12 protein-coding genes and 1 pseudogene are annotated in these 17,713 nt (G+C 61.0%); 3 read left to right on the top strand and 10 right to left on the bottom strand.

Translation table 11 applies throughout. From position 1 onward, the window contains the following. Positions 1-319 precede the first annotated feature (319 nt). Positions 320-631, top strand: a pseudogene (locus tag QMB98_RS09295) (DUF488 domain-containing protein); the annotation flags it as partial. 122 nt (positions 632-753) lie between these two features. On the opposite strand, the gene QMB98_RS09290 reads toward QMB98_RS09295, so the two are convergent. The 7 genes from QMB98_RS09290 to aspS form a co-directional block, all read right to left on the bottom strand. Continuing rightward, positions 754-1,122: a thiol-disulfide oxidoreductase DCC family protein gene (locus QMB98_RS09290; RefSeq protein WP_371685459.1), complete on the bottom strand. Its 369-nt coding sequence runs from the start codon at positions 1,120-1,122 to the stop codon at positions 754-756. 212 nt (positions 1,123-1,334) lie between these two features. Beyond that, positions 1,335-2,792 (bottom strand): multicopper oxidase domain-containing protein, encoded by a 1,458-nt coding sequence (locus QMB98_RS09285; protein ID WP_371685457.1) that lies wholly within the window; start codon positions 2,790-2,792, stop codon positions 1,335-1,337. Further along, complete coding sequence (locus QMB98_RS09280) at positions 2,785-4,146, bottom strand: hypothetical protein (protein WP_371685456.1); 1,362 nt, start codon at positions 4,144-4,146, stop codon at positions 2,785-2,787. The genes QMB98_RS09285 and QMB98_RS09280 overlap by 8 nt, the downstream gene beginning before the upstream one ends. 74 nt (positions 4,147-4,220) lie before the next feature. Further along, positions 4,221-5,480 (bottom strand): hypothetical protein, encoded by a 1,260-nt coding sequence (locus QMB98_RS09275; protein ID WP_371685454.1) that lies wholly within the window; start codon positions 5,478-5,480, stop codon positions 4,221-4,223. 267 nt (positions 5,481-5,747) lie between these two features. Further along, the gene (locus QMB98_RS09270) at positions 5,748-6,038 is read right to left on the bottom strand and encodes a DUF2249 domain-containing protein (RefSeq protein ID WP_371685453.1); all 291 of its coding nucleotides are present in this window, start codon (positions 6,036-6,038) and stop codon (positions 5,748-5,750) included. A 611-nt stretch (positions 6,039-6,649) separates the two neighbouring features. Next, positions 6,650-7,489 (bottom strand): GNAT family N-acetyltransferase, encoded by an 840-nt coding sequence (locus QMB98_RS09265; protein ID WP_371685452.1) that lies wholly within the window; start codon positions 7,487-7,489, stop codon positions 6,650-6,652. 2 nt (positions 7,490-7,491) lie between these two features. Beyond that, on the bottom strand, positions 7,492-9,309 hold the full coding sequence (gene aspS / locus QMB98_RS09260) for an aspartate--tRNA ligase (protein WP_371685451.1): 1,818 nt from the start codon (positions 9,307-9,309) through the stop codon (positions 7,492-7,494). 146 nt (positions 9,310-9,455) lie between these two features. Between aspS and QMB98_RS09255 the strand changes: the two genes are divergently transcribed. Then, complete coding sequence (locus QMB98_RS09255; RefSeq protein ID WP_371685450.1) at positions 9,456-10,859, top strand: MFS transporter; 1,404 nt, start codon at positions 9,456-9,458, stop codon at positions 10,857-10,859. A 127-nt stretch (positions 10,860-10,986) separates the two neighbouring features. Next, positions 10,987-12,870 carry a DEAD/DEAH box helicase gene (locus QMB98_RS09250; RefSeq protein WP_371685449.1) on the top strand — a complete coding sequence of 628 codons (1,884 nt, stop codon included), beginning with the start codon at positions 10,987-10,989 and terminating at the stop codon, positions 12,868-12,870. 192 nt (positions 12,871-13,062) lie between these two features. Here QMB98_RS09250 and QMB98_RS09245 read toward each other — a convergent pair whose 3' ends face one another. Genes QMB98_RS09245 through hisS form a run of 3 tightly spaced genes read right to left on the bottom strand, consistent with a single transcriptional unit; the run spans position 13,063 to position 17,686 of the window. Further along, a complete protein-coding gene (locus QMB98_RS09245; protein ID WP_371685448.1) occupies positions 13,063-14,643 on the bottom strand; it encodes a GTPase in 1,581 nt (526 codons plus the stop codon). Further along, positions 14,640-16,370 carry a GTPase gene (locus QMB98_RS09240; protein ID WP_371685447.1) on the bottom strand — a complete coding sequence of 577 codons (1,731 nt, stop codon included), beginning with the start codon at positions 16,368-16,370 and terminating at the stop codon, positions 14,640-14,642. The genes QMB98_RS09245 and QMB98_RS09240 overlap by 4 nt, the downstream gene beginning before the upstream one ends. Beyond that, positions 16,367-17,686, bottom strand: coding sequence for a histidine--tRNA ligase (hisS, locus tag QMB98_RS09235; RefSeq protein WP_371685446.1), 1,320 nt, complete (start codon positions 17,684-17,686; stop codon positions 16,367-16,369). The genes QMB98_RS09240 and hisS overlap by 4 nt, the downstream gene beginning before the upstream one ends. Positions 17,687-17,713 lie beyond the last annotated feature (27 nt).

Genomic DNA, 17,713 nt, shown 5'->3' with positions numbered 1-17,713 from the left:
ACCTCAGCCTCGATGTCCTCACCCGAAGCCGCTTCCAAGCCATAGACGATAACGGGATCCAGGTGAACGACGAACCTCTCGAACTCAGCGCCTAACCCCTAAACCCAATGAAACGAAGGAAACCCGCTACACCACCTAAAGGGACTTGACCGCTTATGCCGGCTCGCGATGAAACTCGATACTGAGAATGAACCGCATGGAATCACCACGGCTTGTCGGATGGGGATACGAAGGCAAGGCCACAACTGACCTCATTCAAGTCGTTGCCCTCCTTCAAGCAAATGCGGCGGTCGACATTCGGTAAAATGCAGTTAGCCGTAAGAAGGGTTTCTCAAAGTCTCGACTCCACGAAACCCTTGAGGCTTCGAGCTTGCGGTATGTGCATCTTAGATCCCTGGGTAGTCCAAAGAACAACTGCACGGGATTCGCTCAGCCCGACACCGCAGAAGGAATACGAGCGCACTCTATATTCCAGCAGGAGGTTCTCAACACTCCGGCCGGTGAACACGCCCTCCATGAACTGGCGGACCTCGCCAAGCATGGAATAGTCATTGTTCTTTGCTTTGAGTCAAACAACTCGCATTGCCACAGGCACCTGGTCATTGAAGCCGCAACGAAACTAATGCACTGAGCTCAATAGTTGAGGTATCGCAATTCCGATACTTAGTGCGGCAGTGTTCCGAAAACATCTATGCCGTCCAGCAAGAGTACTAAGACACCGTTGAGAACACTTTGGGGCCTAACGTGATCGGGTTACCGCGTTACCGCGCAGGTTCCGCCGGTGGCACATGGCCGTCTCTTCGCGACTTGCTTGTATGTTGCACCAGCCAAGGGGCTAACGATCCGCCAGTCGATAATGGAACCAAGCCAACTCCACGGCACACCCATGGTCTTGAGAACTGCGGCTACGGCGTGATGTCCACGCTGGACTGTCTCTCCAGCAAATACCAGGTACTCGCTGTACGCAACGGGATCCACTCCCCTGTCACGCAAATCAGCGTATCCAGTGAAGGTGACGGGAGAACGCTTACTGGCCCAGCAAGCTAGCTTGGTGCAGATCGAGCAATCGGCATCGTAGACACAGATGGGCTGTACCTTTGTGGTTTCTCTTTCCCTGCTCATTGCTTACCTCATTCCCAGCGACCCCAGAAGGTCACAAGGATCGTTTTGCCTATGGAAGCTACTTCCCGCCCTGCACACGATCCTACGCGGTGTCGATCAATGTGAGTAAGCAGGACTCCTCCCTTCAGCAAGTAAGCCGGAGGCCGACCTTTCCGATCGATGTTCAGAGAGCATGCCATCCCGGATCGTGCGTACAGCTGGACTGTGGCCACCTACTCCGTGACGTGAACGAATCCGTGAGCTCCTCGTTCTGCTTCGCTCATGATGTGGTTGACCACTGCGTAGTTGCCGGGCTCGGGGAACTCGAGTTCAACGAAACCGCCCTCTGCTGGGAGTAGCGAGAGTACCTGCGCTCCCCCATCAGTCGCACCAGTCCACGACTCACCTTGCCTGATGAGGTAGGTTCCTTCACTCCATGTCGTGTCGAACTGGCCACCAACGATGTGGAAGGCAAGGGGCACGTTTGGTCCAGCATCCAGCACCCAGAACCGGACCCTTTCACCCACCTGGGCTTCGAAGCGTTCCTGGTCGTACTGGTTGGCAACGCCGTTGAAGACCGTGCGGTCTGGCGTGCCTGCAGCGATCTTGTCGGCATCGAGCTCTTCGGCCTCTTCCGGTGAGTGTGCCTCGTTTGCGAGGTAGACCTCGGACTGAACCACCACGTACTGGCGGTCCACAGGATCGAGATCCTCGGGTTCAATGATGACCGCCCCGTGCATGCCGGATGCAATGTGGGTGGACATGGGGTGGGTTGAGCAGTGGTACATCCACACACCGGCACGGTTTGCCGTGTACGTGTAGACAAGTTCCTCGCCCGGGGCAATGGTTCTCATCGGCTCATCCGGTGCGAGAGCACCAGCATGGAAGTCAATGGAGTGCCCGATACTGCCGTCGTTGATCAGGGTGATCTCAAAGGTGTCCCCCACCCTGCCGTGGAGCACGGGACCCATGGAGCTGCCGTTGAAGGTCCATCGTGTCTGCCACAGCCCGGGTGCGACCTCGAGAGGTACCTCTGTCACGGTGAACGTGAGTTTGTGGGTTACTGGGCCATCGGACTCGGGTAGCGGCTCAAGCTCTGCGGGATAGACCTCGCCAATCTCCGCACCCTCGACGTTTTGAATCAAGGGAGATGAAGAGTGACCATCGTGGCCGCTTGCCGTAGTTGTAGAACTACCCTCGACAACCACATCCAGGGTCATTCCCATTTGTCGGTGGCCCGCCACGGAGCAGTAGCCCTCCTGGGAGTAGGACTGTACGCCATAGTTGATGGTCTCCTGTTTGCCCGGCTGAACACGGGAGGACTGAACATCACCGATCACGAGATCGTGACCGTTCTTGTCATCCTCGTTCACGAGAGTCACGACCAACTCGTTGCCGGCCGGTACCTCGATGACATTCGGCTCATAGGTCATATCGGAGGTCGCCACGATGGTGACTTCCGTGGTCTCGCTCGTGGGTTCCACTTCGGTACCCGCAGCCGTATTCCCTGATCCAGCAAAGTTCGGGTTGGTGGGCAGTGATGTGTCGTTCGGGTTGAGCGCTACTCCGAAAGACACTGCGAGCAGGAGAGCAACAACCGCCGCAACCAATCCCGCAGCCGACCAAACAGAAGAAATTCCCGAGTTCGACTGCTTACCGCGCAGAGCTCCGGTGGGCTTGATCTCACTCATGGCTTTCCTTCGAGGTTGTAGTCTGTGCGGGTGTCGTGGCCTGATCAGGTGTGCTGGACTGGTCGAGTTTGCTGGTCTGATCAGGTGTCCTGGGCTGGGAGGGTTCAGCAGACTGTCCGGGCGGCTCGTTTAGCCACTTTGTGAGTGGCGGCAGTCCCTGCTGGGACGATCCCTTTTCTGTCTCTTGCTGTCTTCTGTGCTTCAGTCCGCGAACTACCGAAATCATCATGATCGGTATCGCGGTCATGATCGCGAAGATCCCAAGGAAGGCTACGACAATACGGATCGAATCGGGTACCGAGAGCAGGTACAGGAGCAGGCACATATTGGGCACCGTGATGCGGAAGGTCGACCACGTGTTCAAGCCATCCTGGTAGACGGCAACGTTCTGAGGTGACCTCCCCATGAGCACCGGCAGCAGGTACGAGAGAGCACCTAGAAGAATCTGTAGGGCAAAGCCGAAGGCCAAGATCGGGGCCATGACAACGATGCGGTCCGTGACCTCTGGCCAGTCGCTCGAGGTTGCGAGGATGACACCGATCCAGGTGAGCCCAACGATTGCCCAGACCATGGCGGCTCCTACGGAAGCTGGGGCGAACTCTCGGATGCCCTTGAGAGCAATCGGTTTCCAGAGGGATCTGCCCCACCAGATCAGACCACCCGCGTACACGACCACGCCAAGGAGAGAGATCAGAGTTTGGCCGAGGAGAGCGCCACCGGAGATGATGAGGATCCCTACCAATAGCGGCCACAGGGCCTGCTTGACGAGTCGTTCCGACCTCTCGTCCATGCGCGCCCTGATCATCGTTGGCCAGAATGTCACGAGTGTTCCCACGACCGTGAGCCCGATCCATCCGAGCAGGTTGAAGGTCATGTGGGCAATCATGAGCCTGCCACGCCACTCATCCCCGAAACCAAAGGCAAGGAGCACGCCAAAGGTGGCCCCAACGGGAAGCATGAGTGCTGCGGTGATGTAGTAGCGGATGACGATCCGGAACCGACCGGGTAACGCCTTCTTCATCTTCCTGAGCAGGTAAGTGGCGTGCCAGAGCACTACCACGACCACGAGGCTTGCTCCAACGAGCACCATGACCCAGATGTCCATGGGGAAGCCAATGAACACGAGCAAAGCACCGAGGCCGACGATCAGGCTCCTCACGTCCTGCATCTGCCGCTCGTTGTCCTTCGGTTTGGTCTTGAGCAGCGTATTAGCAAAGTACTCAGACCACACGAGTGCGGAGTGCGTGAGAGCCCCGAGGAAGGTCACGTGAATGGCGAGCCAGTCCGATGACAGAATCTGTTCGTGGAAGATCACTACCACGATGAGAACGACCAACCACACGATCGCTCCCATGTCCCTAATTGGACTGAACCGGCTCTTTTTCTTTCCCTGTTGGTTCGTAGCAGGAGATGGCGTACCGATCTGCACTACCTGTCCACCTCACTGCTCAAGTTCTGTGTTTGATCCTGACCATCAATCTCGAGATTCTGGGTTACCCGCTCCGTGGAGGGAGCATTCGTGGAGCCCTTGGTTGAATCAGACTCCGTAGCTTTCGCTGTCCTTGCGGTATCGCTCTCCCTGTCTGCAGTAACCCCACTACGGGACTTGGCTGGCTTCCCAGTCCTCTTGGGTTCACCCGCCTTCTTGGGTTCACCGGCGATCACTGTGCCAACGATCGTGATCACAAACAGAAGGATGGCGATCACGTTGATCTGACCACCGTGAACCCACAGTGCTCCCTGACCAACGGTGATCTCGGCAAAGATTCGAAGCGCAAGCCCGAGATTGAGCAGCACGAGTGGCACGTACATGATTGGTCGGTACGGGACCGGGATGCCCATGACTGCAGGGAAGATTGTGGGGGCATGAGCCATGATCATGGTGAAGGCGAAGCCGATGAAGATGGCGTGAATGACCACGTCGTAGTAGGGAGTGCCCACGGCTCCCGCCGTGGCGATCCAGGTGATGCCACCAACGATCAGCCAGAAGTACCCAGTCAGGAGAGCTATGGCAGTGTAGCGGTGTATTCCCTTGGACTTGATGAGATGGCGGGGCGCATCATCCTTGATGAGCCAGAGAGCGAGAACGAGCTGAACTGCTCCGAAGGCTCGTGCACCGGCCTCCGGCCACAGCAAAGATCCAGTTGCAATGAGTACGAGCAGGATCGAGAGCACCAGCAGAGTGGGAACTGCTCGCGGCCCCATGGAGAGCTGCGCGAGCTCCGCTCGCTCCGATGCGATGGTGATGATGAGGAAGGCTCCGAGTAGCGGAATGAGAGCTGAGACATCGAAGCGAAGAACAAGGATCGTGGCAACGAGTAGGGGTACTGCCGACAGGATCTGGGTTGCGAGGAGAGTGAGTGGGGCACGCCTCCACAGCCACAGGTACACGAGGCTGAAGACGAGCGCGCCCTGGATCATGAGCAGGTGGCCAACCATCCCCCAGAAGCTTGCAGTGCCGCCAATGCCAAGAAGAATGCCACCCGCACCAAGCAGACCCGGCGCAAGGAATGCCCATGAGTTCTTCGGTTCATTGTGGGCAAGTGCTTGAGCTCGCTCGAGGGAGATCAGAGTACCGAGGAAGCCCGCGGTCATGACAAAGCCGTGTACCGACTCATCCTGGCTTGCTGATGGCGCCCACGAACCAAGGTTGAGTAGCCCCGCGTTCATTCCTATCAGCAGGGACATTCCTCCAAGCACAAGGAAAACCACCCGCCATGACACACTGCGGGACTTGCGTCCAACAGTGGGCTGACCCTGAAGCGCACCTAACGACATACTCCCCCGAATTCCTTCACCTCACGCCACCATAGGCGGGCGAGCCTCGGACACCCAAGACCCGCAACATCATCACGAAAAGTCGTGCACGCTACGGGAGTCGGTTCAGGCGAGTGAAAAGATAAGTTGTGGCTGGGACGCGACTCGCCCTTCGCCTCCCAGCCACGGCCTTGAATGTTACTTGCGGGTGAGGGAGATCGTCCAGGGCTCCTCGGACACGTAACCAATCTCGATAGCATCCTCGCCGTTGAGATCCTTAAGTTGCTGGAGAAGCGGAAGCGGGTTGTGAGGAGCAATGAGGTGCATGGTCGCACCCGGGCGCAACTGAGAGAACGCGCCAATGACGGAACCGTGACGAATGGCGTGAGGAATCAAGCGAACATCGAGAACTGGAATGTCGTGATCGTGCTCGCCACAGCCACAGCCGCCGCCCTGCTTCGAAACGTCAGTCAATGAAAGTTCAGCCATGATTTCCTCCAGGATTTGCAAGTAATAATATTTATTACAGCTTAAATAGTGAATAAAAGATAGCCCCGGGACTTGTGTCCTAGTTTGTCCGGATTGAGTTTCCTCTTGGACCGACCCTCGATCAGGTAGCGTTCATCGAATCGACCCCATTCCCCGCCCTGGATTCGGCACATTCAACGAGTCCGCATTCTTATAGACAATCGCTTGCCGTGGACGTTGGGCTAGGACTCTGACCCGTGCTGAGCAATCCTCCCAATGCGCAAGTTCGCCCCTCATATGAGGGGCGAACGCCGCCCTATCTATAGGGGCGAGGTCTTTGCTGAAGTTCGCCCCTCATATGAGGGGCGAACTCATCTGTGCAGTTTTCTGTCGGTTGTTCAGTTTTCTGAGCCGTACTCAGTTACTTGTCGCGTATTCAGTTTTCTGTACCGTACTCAGTTACTTGTCGCATACTCAGTTACTTGTCGCGGCAGTTATCGGTTGCGTCAGTTATCTGTCACGGCACCTGTTTGAGCCGGCTACTTTGGCACGACACCCAAATTAATTACGTGGCACTCAAGCGCACAACGCACTATCTCATGCCCCTGACGTGATCGACACAAGCGTGAATCTTACTCGTACTCCGGAAGCGGTTGCCGCGAGTACGTGATGTACTCGTGTCCTTCGGTGATGCCGAGGCGATTGTAGAGGCGGCGTGCCTTCTCGTTCCAGCTCCACATGCCGAAGGTGGCAGCGTCAGTTTCCTCGAGCTCACGGTTAATGGTTCCGGCCATGACGGCACCACCAACACCGTTCCCCTGCATCGCAGGGTCGGTGCCGAGTCCCGAGAAGTGAGAGCCCGTGGTGCCATCGCTGTGCTCTGTGCGATCCACACCCATGGCTCCCGCAAGCAGGTTCCCATCGACATAGCCGTACCAGGTCAGCTTGTCGATGTCGCGAAGCGCCGAGGTGATCGGGTTCGATGCGGTGATGACGCGTTCGACTTCGGAGATCCACTCGGGTCCGAGCTTCTGAACGTGCTCATCCTGCTTCGGGGTCGCGATCTTCTCCAGTGCGTAGAAGAAGATCCACTCGTACCCCACGTGCTCGCCGAGCCAGGACATGTGACGGTCGGACAGGCCTTCCCTCGTGTTGTCCTGGATCATGGCGCGGCTCGGGGTGGGGAGAACCCCGCGACCGGGAAGGGTCGCGAGGGTTCCATCCTCTGCCTGCTGGCGCAGGAGATCGAGTGCCTCGTTCACTGGCTTGGGATCGCCGAGTGCGAGCATCTGGATGAATCCAGGCTCGTCAGCGCGCTTGGTCAGCTCCTCTAGGTCCGCAACCTTCTCGGATGCGTACATGACGAGTACGTGATTCTCGCCCTCGTCAAAGACAAGAAGTGAACCCGCGTTCGCTGACTCCAGCCACTCATCGCGGTCGGCGTGCCAGAAGACCTCTGTCGCCTGCTCCATACCTACTTGGTGGCCTCGACGGCCGCTTCAGCATCGGCCGCAACATCGGCCTTGGACTTCGGCTTCGCATCCACGCCGGCTTCCTTGCGCTGTTCCGGGGTAATCGGAGCAGGAGCGTCGGTCAGCGGGTCGTAGCCGCCACCCGACTTCGGGAAGGCAATGACGTCGCGGATCGACGGAGCGTCGATGAGCAGAGCAACAATGCGGTCCCAGCCGAAGGCGATGCCGCCGTGAGGCGGTGCGCCGAACTTGAAGGCCTCGAGGAGGAAGCCGAACTTCTCCTGCGCCTCTTCCTGGGACAGTCCCATGACCTTGAAGACACGCTCCTGAACGTCGGAGCGGTGGATACGGATGGAGCCGCCACCAATCTCATTGCCGTTGCAGACAATGTCGTAAGCGTACGCGAGAGCGTTGCCGGGATCGGTGTCGAAGGTGTCGAGGCACTCGGGCTTCGGGGAGGTGAAGGCGTGGTGCACGGCCGTCCACGCGCCGCCACCAACAGCAACGTCGCCCTCGGCCTTGGCCTCGGCAACGGGCTTGAAGAGCGGTGCGTCAACAACCCAAACGAACGACCAGTCCTTGCCCTCGGTGAGGCCGCAGCGGTCTGCGATCTCGAGACGAGCGGCACCGAGAAGTGCGCGTGATGAGGTGGTGTCGCCTGCGGCGAAGAAAATGCAGTCACCCGGCTGTGCGCCGGTGGCCTCGGCAAGGCCATCTCGCTCAGCGTCGGTGATGTTCTTGGCGACGGGTCCACCAAGGGTGCCGTCCTCAGCGATCGTGACGTAGGCGAGACCCTTGGCACCGCGTGCCTTGGCCCATTCCTGCCACTTGTCGAAGGTGCGGCGGGGCTGGGAGCCGCCACCGGGCATGACAACGGCGCCGACGTACTCGTTCTGGAACACACGGAACGTGGTGTCCTTGAAGTACTCAGTGAGATCAACGAGTTCCTGTCCGAAACGCAGGTCCGGCTTGTCGGAACCGTACTTGGCCATCGCTTCCGCGTAGGTCATACGCGGGATCGGGGTCGTGATGTCGTAGCCGATGAGCTTCCAGATCTCCTTGAGGACCTCTTCGGCAATGGCGATGACATCGTCCTGCTCGACGAAGGACATCTCGACGTCCAACTGGGTGAACTCGGGCTGACGGTCGGCGCGGAAGTCCTCGTCACGGTAGCAGCGAGCGATCTGGTAGTAGCGTTCCATGCCGGCCACCATGAGGAGCTGCTTGAACAGCTGAGGCGACTGCGGGAGCGCGTACCACGAACCCGGTGCGAGACGGGCCGGGACCAGGAAGTCGCGTGCACCCTCGGGGGTGGAGCGGGTCAGGGTCGGGGTCTCAATCTCAACAAAGTCGTTGGAGTCAAGAACGGTGCGTGCGGCGCGGTTGACCTTGGCGCGCAGGCGGATCGCGTTCTGCTCGTACTTGCGGCGCAGGTCGAGGTAGCGGTACTTGAGGCGGGCTTCCTCGCCCACCTTGCCGGAGTCCTCAGCGTGCTCGGACACCTGGAACGGGAGCGGTGCGGCGGAGTTGAGGACCTCAACGGTGTCGGCAACAACTTCGATCTCACCGGTGGGAATGCCGGCGTTGGCGTTTCCTTCGGGGCGTTCGCGAACGACGCCAGTTACCTGGATAACGAACTCTGCGCGCAGCTCGTGCGCGACTTCTTCACGGACAACGATCTGGGCGATGCCGGAGGCGTCACGCAGATCGATGAAGGCGATGCCGCCGTGGTCACGGCGCCTATCCACCCAGCCGACGAGGGTAACGGTTTCCCCAATGTGGGAAGCACGCAGGCTTCCCGTGTTGTGCGTACGAAGCACGGTTCCTCAATTCCTTGTTGGTTCTGGTTCGCGAGACAGGCGAACCCGGGCGAGAGCGAGACGAGCCGACGCCAGAAACCAGTTTAGGATACGAGTCACTCATGTCTAGCTAGAGACTGAAGTTTATGAGTGAGAGAATGCCCATCATGGCCAGAAATTCTCGCACCCGCACAGCATCCGAATCAGCGCAGAGATGGTTGCTCTGGGTGGCGACAGCGATGATCACCTGCATCGCGTTCGAGGCCCTGGCCGTAACCACGGCGATGCCGACCGTGACGGAGGATCTGAACGGTGAGCACCTGTTTGCTCTCGCTAACGGCATTACTCTTGCGGCTCAGCTGATTACGACCGCACTGTGCGGTCCGTGGACCGATGCGAAGGGCGTGCGCACTCCCCTGTTCTCGGGCCTCATCATCTTCTCCCTTGGCCTGCTCATCTGCACCGCGGCTCCCACGATCGAGATCCTTGTTCTTGGCAGGCTCATTCAGGGATTGGGTGGCGGGCTCTGCGTGGTGCCCCTCTACGTACTCGTTGGTCGTCTCGTTCCCGCGGAACGCCAACCCACCTTCTTCGCGGCCTTCTCCGCGGCCTGGGTGGTCCCCTCCCTCATTGGTCCCTCCGTGTCCGGCTTCCTCACCCAGCACGTTCACTGGCGCTGGGTGTTCGCCATCGTGCCGATCCTGCTCATCATTCTTCTTCCCCTGCTGGGGAAGGTGCTGGCGATGCTACCTCACATGGAGTTCACCGGGAGGCTGTCCAAACTCAAGGTGGTCGCGCTCCCCGCCTTCGGTGCGGGCCTTGCCGCCATCGCCCTCCAGGTCATGTCCGGCATCGAGGCCGAAGACTTCACCCCGCTCACCTTCGTCGGCATTGCTGTTGCCGCGGTCGTTGCGGTTCTCTTCGTGCGGCCCCTCCTCCCGAAGGGCACGATCCGTGTCGTGCGGGGGCTGCCCGCAACTGTTGTCATGAGAGGCTTGCTCAACGGCACGTTCTTGGCGGTGGAGATCTACCTCCCCCTCATGCTCCAGCGCGTGCACGGGTGGGAGCCGCTCAATGCTGGCCTGACCCTCACGGTCGGTTCGATCACGTGGGCCCTTGGTTCGTTCCTGCAGGCCCGGGTCAAGGATCCGGGGAATAGGAAGAAGCTGGCGACCGCGGGTTCCACGATCCTGTTCGTTGGTGTGGCGTGCACGATCCCGGTTGCATGGGTCTCGGTTCCCCCGTTCATGCTCATCATCGCCTGGGCCGTTGCCGGTCTCGGCATCGGTATTGCGTACCCTGCGATGGCGACTCACGCGCTTACTCTCACCCCGATTGAGACTCAGGGGCAGACCTCGTCGGCCCTCCAGGTGTCCGACACCCTGGGTGCCTCCCTGTCCATTGCGTTCGCCGGCATCGTGTTCGCTCTTATCGCCGGTCAGGGAACGGCGGCGTTTGTGGCGGTCCTCTCCGCCATGTCCGCCCTCGCACTCTCCTCCGTGTTCGTGTCGTTCCGAGTTGAGCCGAAGGTCACCGAAACAGATCTGCCACTGGGGACCGCGAGCCGGTAAAGTGATTGAGGCGCATCGCGCCGGGAGGCGTCAGAAGGCGCCGGGACAAGCGCCAACGTGGCGCGGTACTAGAGCTGACGCTGCCATTCTTGTGTGATTCGGGCAGGTTGGCAGATGAGGAAACACAATGGCGGATACCCCCGCATTCGACACCCCTGACGAGAACGAAACCGAAGAAAAGTCCGTAACTTTTGCCGATCTTGGCCTTCCCGATGACCTGCTGGAAGCAGTGCAGGCACTCGGATTTGAACACCCCACCGCAATCCAGGAGCAGACCATCCCTGTTCTGCTCTCCGGCCGTGACGTTGTGGGCGTAGCCCAGACCGGTACCGGTAAGACCGCAGCGTTCGGTCTCCCCCTCCTCGCTCAGGTCGATCCCAACAAGCGCCGCGTTCAGGCCCTTGTTCTTGCCCCCACCCGCGAGCTTGCGCTCCAGGTATCCGATGCCATCTCCGACTTCGCGAAGGTCAACCACGACCTCAACGTCCTGTCCGTGTACGGTGGCTCCTCCTACGTTCCCCAGATCCGTGGCCTCGAGCGTGGCGCTCAGGTTGTTGTCGGCACCCCCGGCCGCGTCATGGACCTCATCAACAAGGGCGCCCTCGATCTCAGCCACGTCTCGTACTTCGTGCTTGACGAGGCCGACGAGATGCTCCGCATGGGATTCGCCGAGGATGTTGAGACCATTGCTGGTTCGCTGACCCGGGAGGGTCGCGTGACCGCCCTGTTCTCCGCCACGATGCCTCCGCAGATCCGTCGCGTAGCCGACCAGCACATGACCGATCCGGAGCACATCTCCGTGTCCAATCCCCGCTCCACCGTGTCCACGGTCAAGCAGACCTTCGCAGTCGTGCCCTCCCGCCACAAGATCGGCGGCCTTGCTCGCGTGCTCGCTACGAGCGACGCCGATGCCGCAATCGTGTTCGTGCGCACCAGGGCCTCGGCAGAGGAGCTCGCTCTCGAGCTCAACGCCCGAGGCGTCCAGGCCGCCGCCATCTCCGGCGATGTTGCCCAGCGCGACCGCGAGAAGCTCATTGAGCGCCTCCGTTCCGGTTTCCTCGATGTTCTCGTCGCAACCGACGTTGCGGCCCGTGGCCTCGACGTGGAACGCATTGGTCTCGTCATCAACTTCGATATCCCGAAGGAGATCGACACCTACGTGCACCGGATCGGCCGTACCGGCCGTGCGGGACGCGAAGGCGTGGCCCTCTCGTTCGTCACTCCCCGTGAGCGTGCCCGCCTGCGCAAGATCGAGCAGGCCACGAAGGCCCACATGGAGGAGGTGGACCTCCCGACTCCGGCAGAGGTCTCGAAGCTCCGTGCCAACCGCCTCATCACCCAGGCAAAGGACCGCTTCGCGGTTGGTCGCCTCTCTGTCTACCGCGAAGCTCTCGAGTCCTTCAAGGCAGCCCAGGAGGCTGGCGAGACCGACATGTCCGTCGATGACCTCGTGTACGCCCTCCTAGCCCTCGGTGTCCGTGACCCGGGCCCGACCGACAACGACGAGCCGGACCGCCTGAACGTGCGTGACGATCGCCGCGGCGATCGCGATGATCGCTCGGGCCGCGACCGCGGTGGCCGCGATCGAGGTGGCCGTGACCGTGACCGTGGCTCCATGCCCGGTGCGCGCCGCTACCGTGTCGAGGTTGGTCACCGTGACGGCGTGAAGCCCGGTGCCATCGTTGGTGCCATCACCGGTGAGGGTGGCCTGCGCGGCTCCGACCTGGGCAAGATCGACATTTACCCCTCCTTCTCCCTTGTGGAGATCGCGGGAGACCTGAGCCCCGAAGCAACCAACCGCATCTACGATGCTGAGGTTTCAGGACGTGCCCTCCAGATCCGTCCCGATGAGGGACCGAGGCGCGGACGCAGCGAAGGCGGCGACCGTGACCGTGGTGGATACCGCGGAGGCGACCGCTTCAAGCGCGGTGGAGACAGGTTTGATAAGCGTGGAGGTAACCGTTTCGACAAGCGTCGTGACGGCGGCTCCAAGCGTCGCCGAGACTACTGAGACAGCGGAGCGACAATCACCCTAGGGTGAGCGACGGGGGACCTACGGGTCCCCCGTCTGCTTTGGTCCATGGGGTCCAGGCCGCTCACCCAGAGCTAAGTGCCAGTCTGTCGGTCTGACGCTGCCCTAATACATGACTGGAGCCCCCATGTGGAGGCTCCAGTACACGGTTGTCTTGTGTCCGTCGACGAACTACCGCTTCTTGCCGACCGTCGTGAGTCGCTTGGTCAGATCCGCGAGTTTGATTGACTCGTCGATGACCTGATCGACTCCGGCGAGCATGTGCTCTTCCGTGACGGGTGCGATGTCTCTAACGAGTCGCTTGCGCACTCTCTTGGCCACCGATTTGGCTCCGCTGTTCAGTGCTATTCGACCGATGATGCTGAGTATCAGCCCAACCAGCAGACCCCCAAGGAACAGGAGGGGCGGGAGCGGGACTTCACCGATCTTCGGTGGGTCTGGTAGCGGCAGAACGAGGGCGTTTGCCGCCCAGATGGCGATGAGCCAGCCAAGGCCAACAAGAGCAACGATGAAGAACAGCCACTGCAGGAAGTTCATGACGCTCCACCAGGCCGGCTTCTTGTTGTAGCCAAGATCGGCCTTCGCAATGATGCGGTCAGCGTGGTCCAGTACGAGATTGCTCCGGTACTCGGAGCTCTCGGTCAGGTCCCTGCGCCACGGCGCCGGCAGGCCCTCGGTGGCATCCCCCACGATGGTGCGGACGAGACCGCGCACCTGCGATTCCTTCGCGGGTGTTGCTCGCACTCCCGTCAAGGTCGGGGTCTCCCCCTTCTCTGCAACGAGATGAAGTCCCTTGAGCGGGTCCACTCGGACGTTGCGAAGCCAACGCAGTGCCGGCCATCCCACGGACTTCCTGCCACGGAAGCGGTACGAGCCGGCCGCGGCCTTCGAGACCTGCTCGACGCCGGCAGCATCGGCCACGGCCCCCGAGATCCTCGTGCGATCCTTCTTGGAAAGGCCGGGAGGCGTGGTACCCAGCTGCTTGCCGAAGTCGGCTCCGATGGAGCGCATGTCCGCCGCCATGCGGTCGTAGGCGGCCTGCTGGGAGCCGGCAACCTTCTCGATCGTGGACCTGAGAACATCAATGCCCTCACCGGTGCGGGCGGATGTGGCGATGATCGTGGCATCGAGGCCGTCCTCGCGAACGATCTTCTGAGCATCGTTGATCATGCCCTGGCGTTCGGAAGAATCCACGGTGTCGATCTGGTTGAGAACAACGAGCGTGACATCGGAGTGCTCGCTCATGACCCGAAGGTAGTCCTCATGGACCACAGCATCCGCGTACTTCTGGGGATCCAGGACCCACACCAGAACGTCAACGACTCCTGCAAGCTTCTGGGCGATGGCGCGATTGGATTCCTCGGTCGAATCCACGTCCGGCATGTCCAACAGAACGATCCTGTCTCCGTGCTTGGAGAACAGGTTCGCGCGCACGTGGCGTTCGGGGATCTCCAGCCAGTTGAGCACATCGGTGGCGGGCTGCTCCGATACCGAGAGCGGGTTGGAGGTCGTGGGGCGGCTGGCCGCTACGCGAGAGATGGTGGTACGTGCGAGCGCGTTAAACAGGGAAGACTTGCCGGAACCGGTGGCGCCAAAGAGGGCCACGACCGTGGTCTCGAGTCCCGCCGACTGGCGATCAACAATGGTTGCCTGGAGCGCCCTGGCGCGCTCGAGCAGTTCGGGCGCCACCTTCCCATCGGCAATCTCGATCGCGCGCGACAGGTCGTGCAGTCCTTCGTTGAGGGTGGTCACTGGCCACTCTCCTCTCGGCGGGCCGCGGACAGTAGAGCCAAAGCTTCCCCCAAATTGTCACTAGCTGACGCGTCCACACCAAGGGTCGCCAGCTCAGAACGGAACGGTTCCGCATCCTCCACCATGAAGGCACCGGTGCGTTCGCTCAGGTCCCTCATTGCGCTCTGCGCCATCTTCCTCACGGCATCGTCACCAAAGATCGCCTCGAGGAGCTTCTGAGCGACCACGGCGGTGCCGCCAGCGACGACAACCTCACCGCCGGACAGGCCGGCAGTGGACGCAAAGATGACGATCATGAGGGCAATGGCAACCGTGTTGAGGCCGAGGGAGAGCACACGTGCTGTGGCGCGCTTGTCCTTGCCCTCCTCCTGAATGAGCTCGGTCAGGCGCCCCTGCCACTGCCGCACAAGAGTGGTCGCAGCATCTCGTCGCTCCTGCGGGGTGCGGAGCCTGGCCGCGGCATTCGAGGACAGGGTTTCGCCACCCAACCCGCGTGCCCACGCGCGCTCGACGGTGGCGATGGCGGACTCGGTTTCACCGATCAGCATCTTCGCGATGCCGTCCTCGATGGCCTCCTCCACCTCTTCGGCCTGAGTAGTGGTTCCCTTGAACCAGGCCGTGATCCTGTCGCGGATCTTGCCGACGCCGGCCTCGACCTGACGGAGGATCTCACCCGTGCCAACGAAGTCCTGCCAGCGAGCAAGGACCTCACCGCGCAGAACCGAACCATCGTCAATGGACTTCGTGATGTTGGCGTGCGCCTGCGCGAACGCATCATCGACCTGGGAAGCGAGAGTCACGAGAGCGGAACGCTGCTCGTCCAGTGCCGGCAGGAGGCTCCTGCCGCGGATAGCTACGCCATCGACAGCCCCGCCCAGGGTCTGGCGAGCAACTGCGGTCCGTGCCACGGAATCGTGGGCGAGACCCTCGAGCCACGCACGGACGTGGGCGACGTCGGCCTCGGGAATGAAGCCCTCCTCGCCCAAATCGGACTCGGCAATGACAAAGAGGGGTGCGTGGGACAGCCCACGCTCCTCGAGGCGGCGAGCGAGGTCGGAACGGACCTCGACACCCACGCCAGGTGGGACGCGGTTGAGAACGATGGCGATCACGATGTTGCGGGAGGCCGCCTCATCAAGCAGTGCCCACGGGATCGCATCCGCGTACCGTGCCGCGGTCGTGACAAAGAGCCACAGGTCGGCAGCCGACAGCAACTGCGCCGCCAGCCTCCTGTTCTCCTCCACGATCGAATCAATGTCGGGTGAGTCGAGAAGCGCGAGACCCTCGGGAAGAGTATCGACCGCAGCAAGCTCGAGTTCCGTGTGGGAGTCTCCCCCATGACCATCAACGCGAGCCAGCTCCGGAAGGATCCTGTCCCCCACGAACCAGCGAGTGTCGTTCGTGTGATGAACAAGGAGAGGGGTGCGGGTCGTGGGGCGGATGGCGCTCGAGTGCGCCACATGGGAGCGCGTCAGCGCGTTGACGAGAGCGGACTTGCCGGAACCGGTGGAACCACCGACAACGGTGAGGAGCGGAGCGTCGAGCGATGCGTACCGAGGCAGGATGTAGTCATCAAGCTGGTGCTTGAGGTCGGCCGTCTCCTCCCTCGCGTCCGCCGCCTGAGGCAAATCGAGGGGGAACGAGAGGCGGTCAAGGGTATGCCGAAGATCCTCAAGGAGGCTTGCGACCTCCGCGGCCGAAGATCCGATTCCTGCTGGGGCTCTCACGAAAGCATCCGAACGGTTGGGTACAAGTCTTCAGCGGGCGGTGCCCACGAGGTCGAATCAGCATCGACCTGGTCACCGGTTCGAATGTCCTTGACCGAGTCGGGCTCACCCGGGAACCACACGTAGGGGATGCCGCGGCGATCCGCGTAACGGATCTGCTTACCGAACTTGGCGGCGGATGGCGAGACCTCGGTCGGGATGCCGCGCTCACGCAGGTTCATGGCGATCTTATCGGAGGCCCCGCGGTGCTCCTCATCCATGACGGCCACGAGAACCGCGGTCGGGACCTTGCGGGATGCCTCAACGAGGGGCTCACCAAGGACACGGGCGAGGAGCCTGGACACACCGATGGAGAGTCCAACACCCGGGTAGGTCTTCTTGCCATCCGTTGCGAGCGAGTCGTAGCGACCGCCCGAGCACACGGAACCGAGATCCTCGTGACCCACGAGAGTGGATTCGTACACGGTGCCCGTGTAGTAGTCGAGGCCGCGAGCAATCTTCAGGTCCGCAACAATCGAACCCGGGATCAACTCGTTCGCGCCCTCGATGAGAGCCACGAGCTCGTTCAGTCCCGTGTCGAGAAGCTCGGACTTGGCTCCGAGTGCGTAGATCTGGTCAGCGATCGAGGAGTCGGTGCCGGTGATGGTGGCGAGGGAGAGAGCCAGCTGTGCCTGCTCCTCAGTCGCACCGTCTTCCACCAGCATCTCGGCCACAACCTTCTCACCGACCTTGTCGAGCTTGTCGATGGAGCGGAGCGCACCATCGATGTCCTCAATGCCGATGGCCTCGTAGAAGCCCTGGGCGACCTTGCGGTTGGAGGCGCGCACGATGACGCGGGGAATGGGAAGCTTGGAGAGCGCATCGCCCATGACGAGCGGTAGCTCCATGTCGTGGTGCTGCCCGAGGGTGTCCTGCCCGATGACATCGACATCGGCCTGAACGAATTCGCGGAACCTGCCATCCTGGGGGCGCTCACCGCGCCACACCTTCTGGATCTGGTAGCGCTTGAACGGGAACATGAGACGTCCCGCGTTGTCTACGACGTAACGTGCGAGCGGCACGGTCAGGTCAAAGTGCAGTCCAAGTTCGGCATCGTCAGTTGCCTGATCCGCCTGAAGGCGGGACAGGAGATAGATTTCCTTCGAGGTCTCGCCCTTGGAAAGGAGCTGAGAAACGGGCTCCACTGCCCTGGTCTCGATTCCGGAGAACCCGTGAAGCTCAAATGTCCTCTGCAGGGTGGTGAGGACATGCTGTTCAACGAGTCGTTGCTCCGGGAGCCATTCCGGGAAGCCGGAGAGAGAAAAATGACGTGCCATGAGCGCCATTATCGCACGCTCATGGGA

Source organism: Flaviflexus sp. (assembly GCF_041440645.1).
GTDB lineage: Bacteria > Actinomycetota > Actinomycetes > Actinomycetales > Actinomycetaceae > Flaviflexus.
This window is presented reverse-complemented; position numbering and strand designations above follow the sequence as displayed.

What these genes read in the sequence shown, in the direction of transcription:
- hisS (WP_371685446.1), bottom strand. Translation starts at nt 17,686, where the DNA reads ATGGCACGTCATTTTTCTCTCTCCGGCTTCCCGGAATGGCTCCCGGAG.
- QMB98_RS09290 (WP_371685459.1), bottom strand. Translation starts at nt 1,122, where the DNA reads ATGAGCAGGGAAAGAGAAACCACAAAGGTACAGCCCATCTGTGTCTAC.
- QMB98_RS09280 (WP_371685456.1), bottom strand. Translation starts at nt 4,146, where the DNA reads ATGGGAGCGATCGTGTGGTTGGTCGTTCTCATCGTGGTAGTGATCTTC.
- QMB98_RS09265 (WP_371685452.1), bottom strand. Translation starts at nt 7,489, where the DNA reads ATGGAGCAGGCGACAGAGGTCTTCTGGCACGCCGACCGCGATGAGTGG.
- QMB98_RS09270 (WP_371685453.1), bottom strand. Translation starts at nt 6,038, where the DNA reads ATGGCTGAACTTTCATTGACTGACGTTTCGAAGCAGGGCGGCGGCTGT.
- QMB98_RS09275 (WP_371685454.1), bottom strand. Translation starts at nt 5,480, where the DNA reads ATGTCCCTGCTGATAGGAATGAACGCGGGGCTACTCAACCTTGGTTCG.
- QMB98_RS09250 (WP_371685449.1), top strand. Translation starts at nt 10,987, where the DNA reads ATGGCGGATACCCCCGCATTCGACACCCCTGACGAGAACGAAACCGAA.
- QMB98_RS09255 (WP_371685450.1), top strand. Translation starts at nt 9,456, where the DNA reads ATGGCCAGAAATTCTCGCACCCGCACAGCATCCGAATCAGCGCAGAGA.
- QMB98_RS09285 (WP_371685457.1), bottom strand. Translation starts at nt 2,792, where the DNA reads ATGAGTGAGATCAAGCCCACCGGAGCTCTGCGCGGTAAGCAGTCGAAC.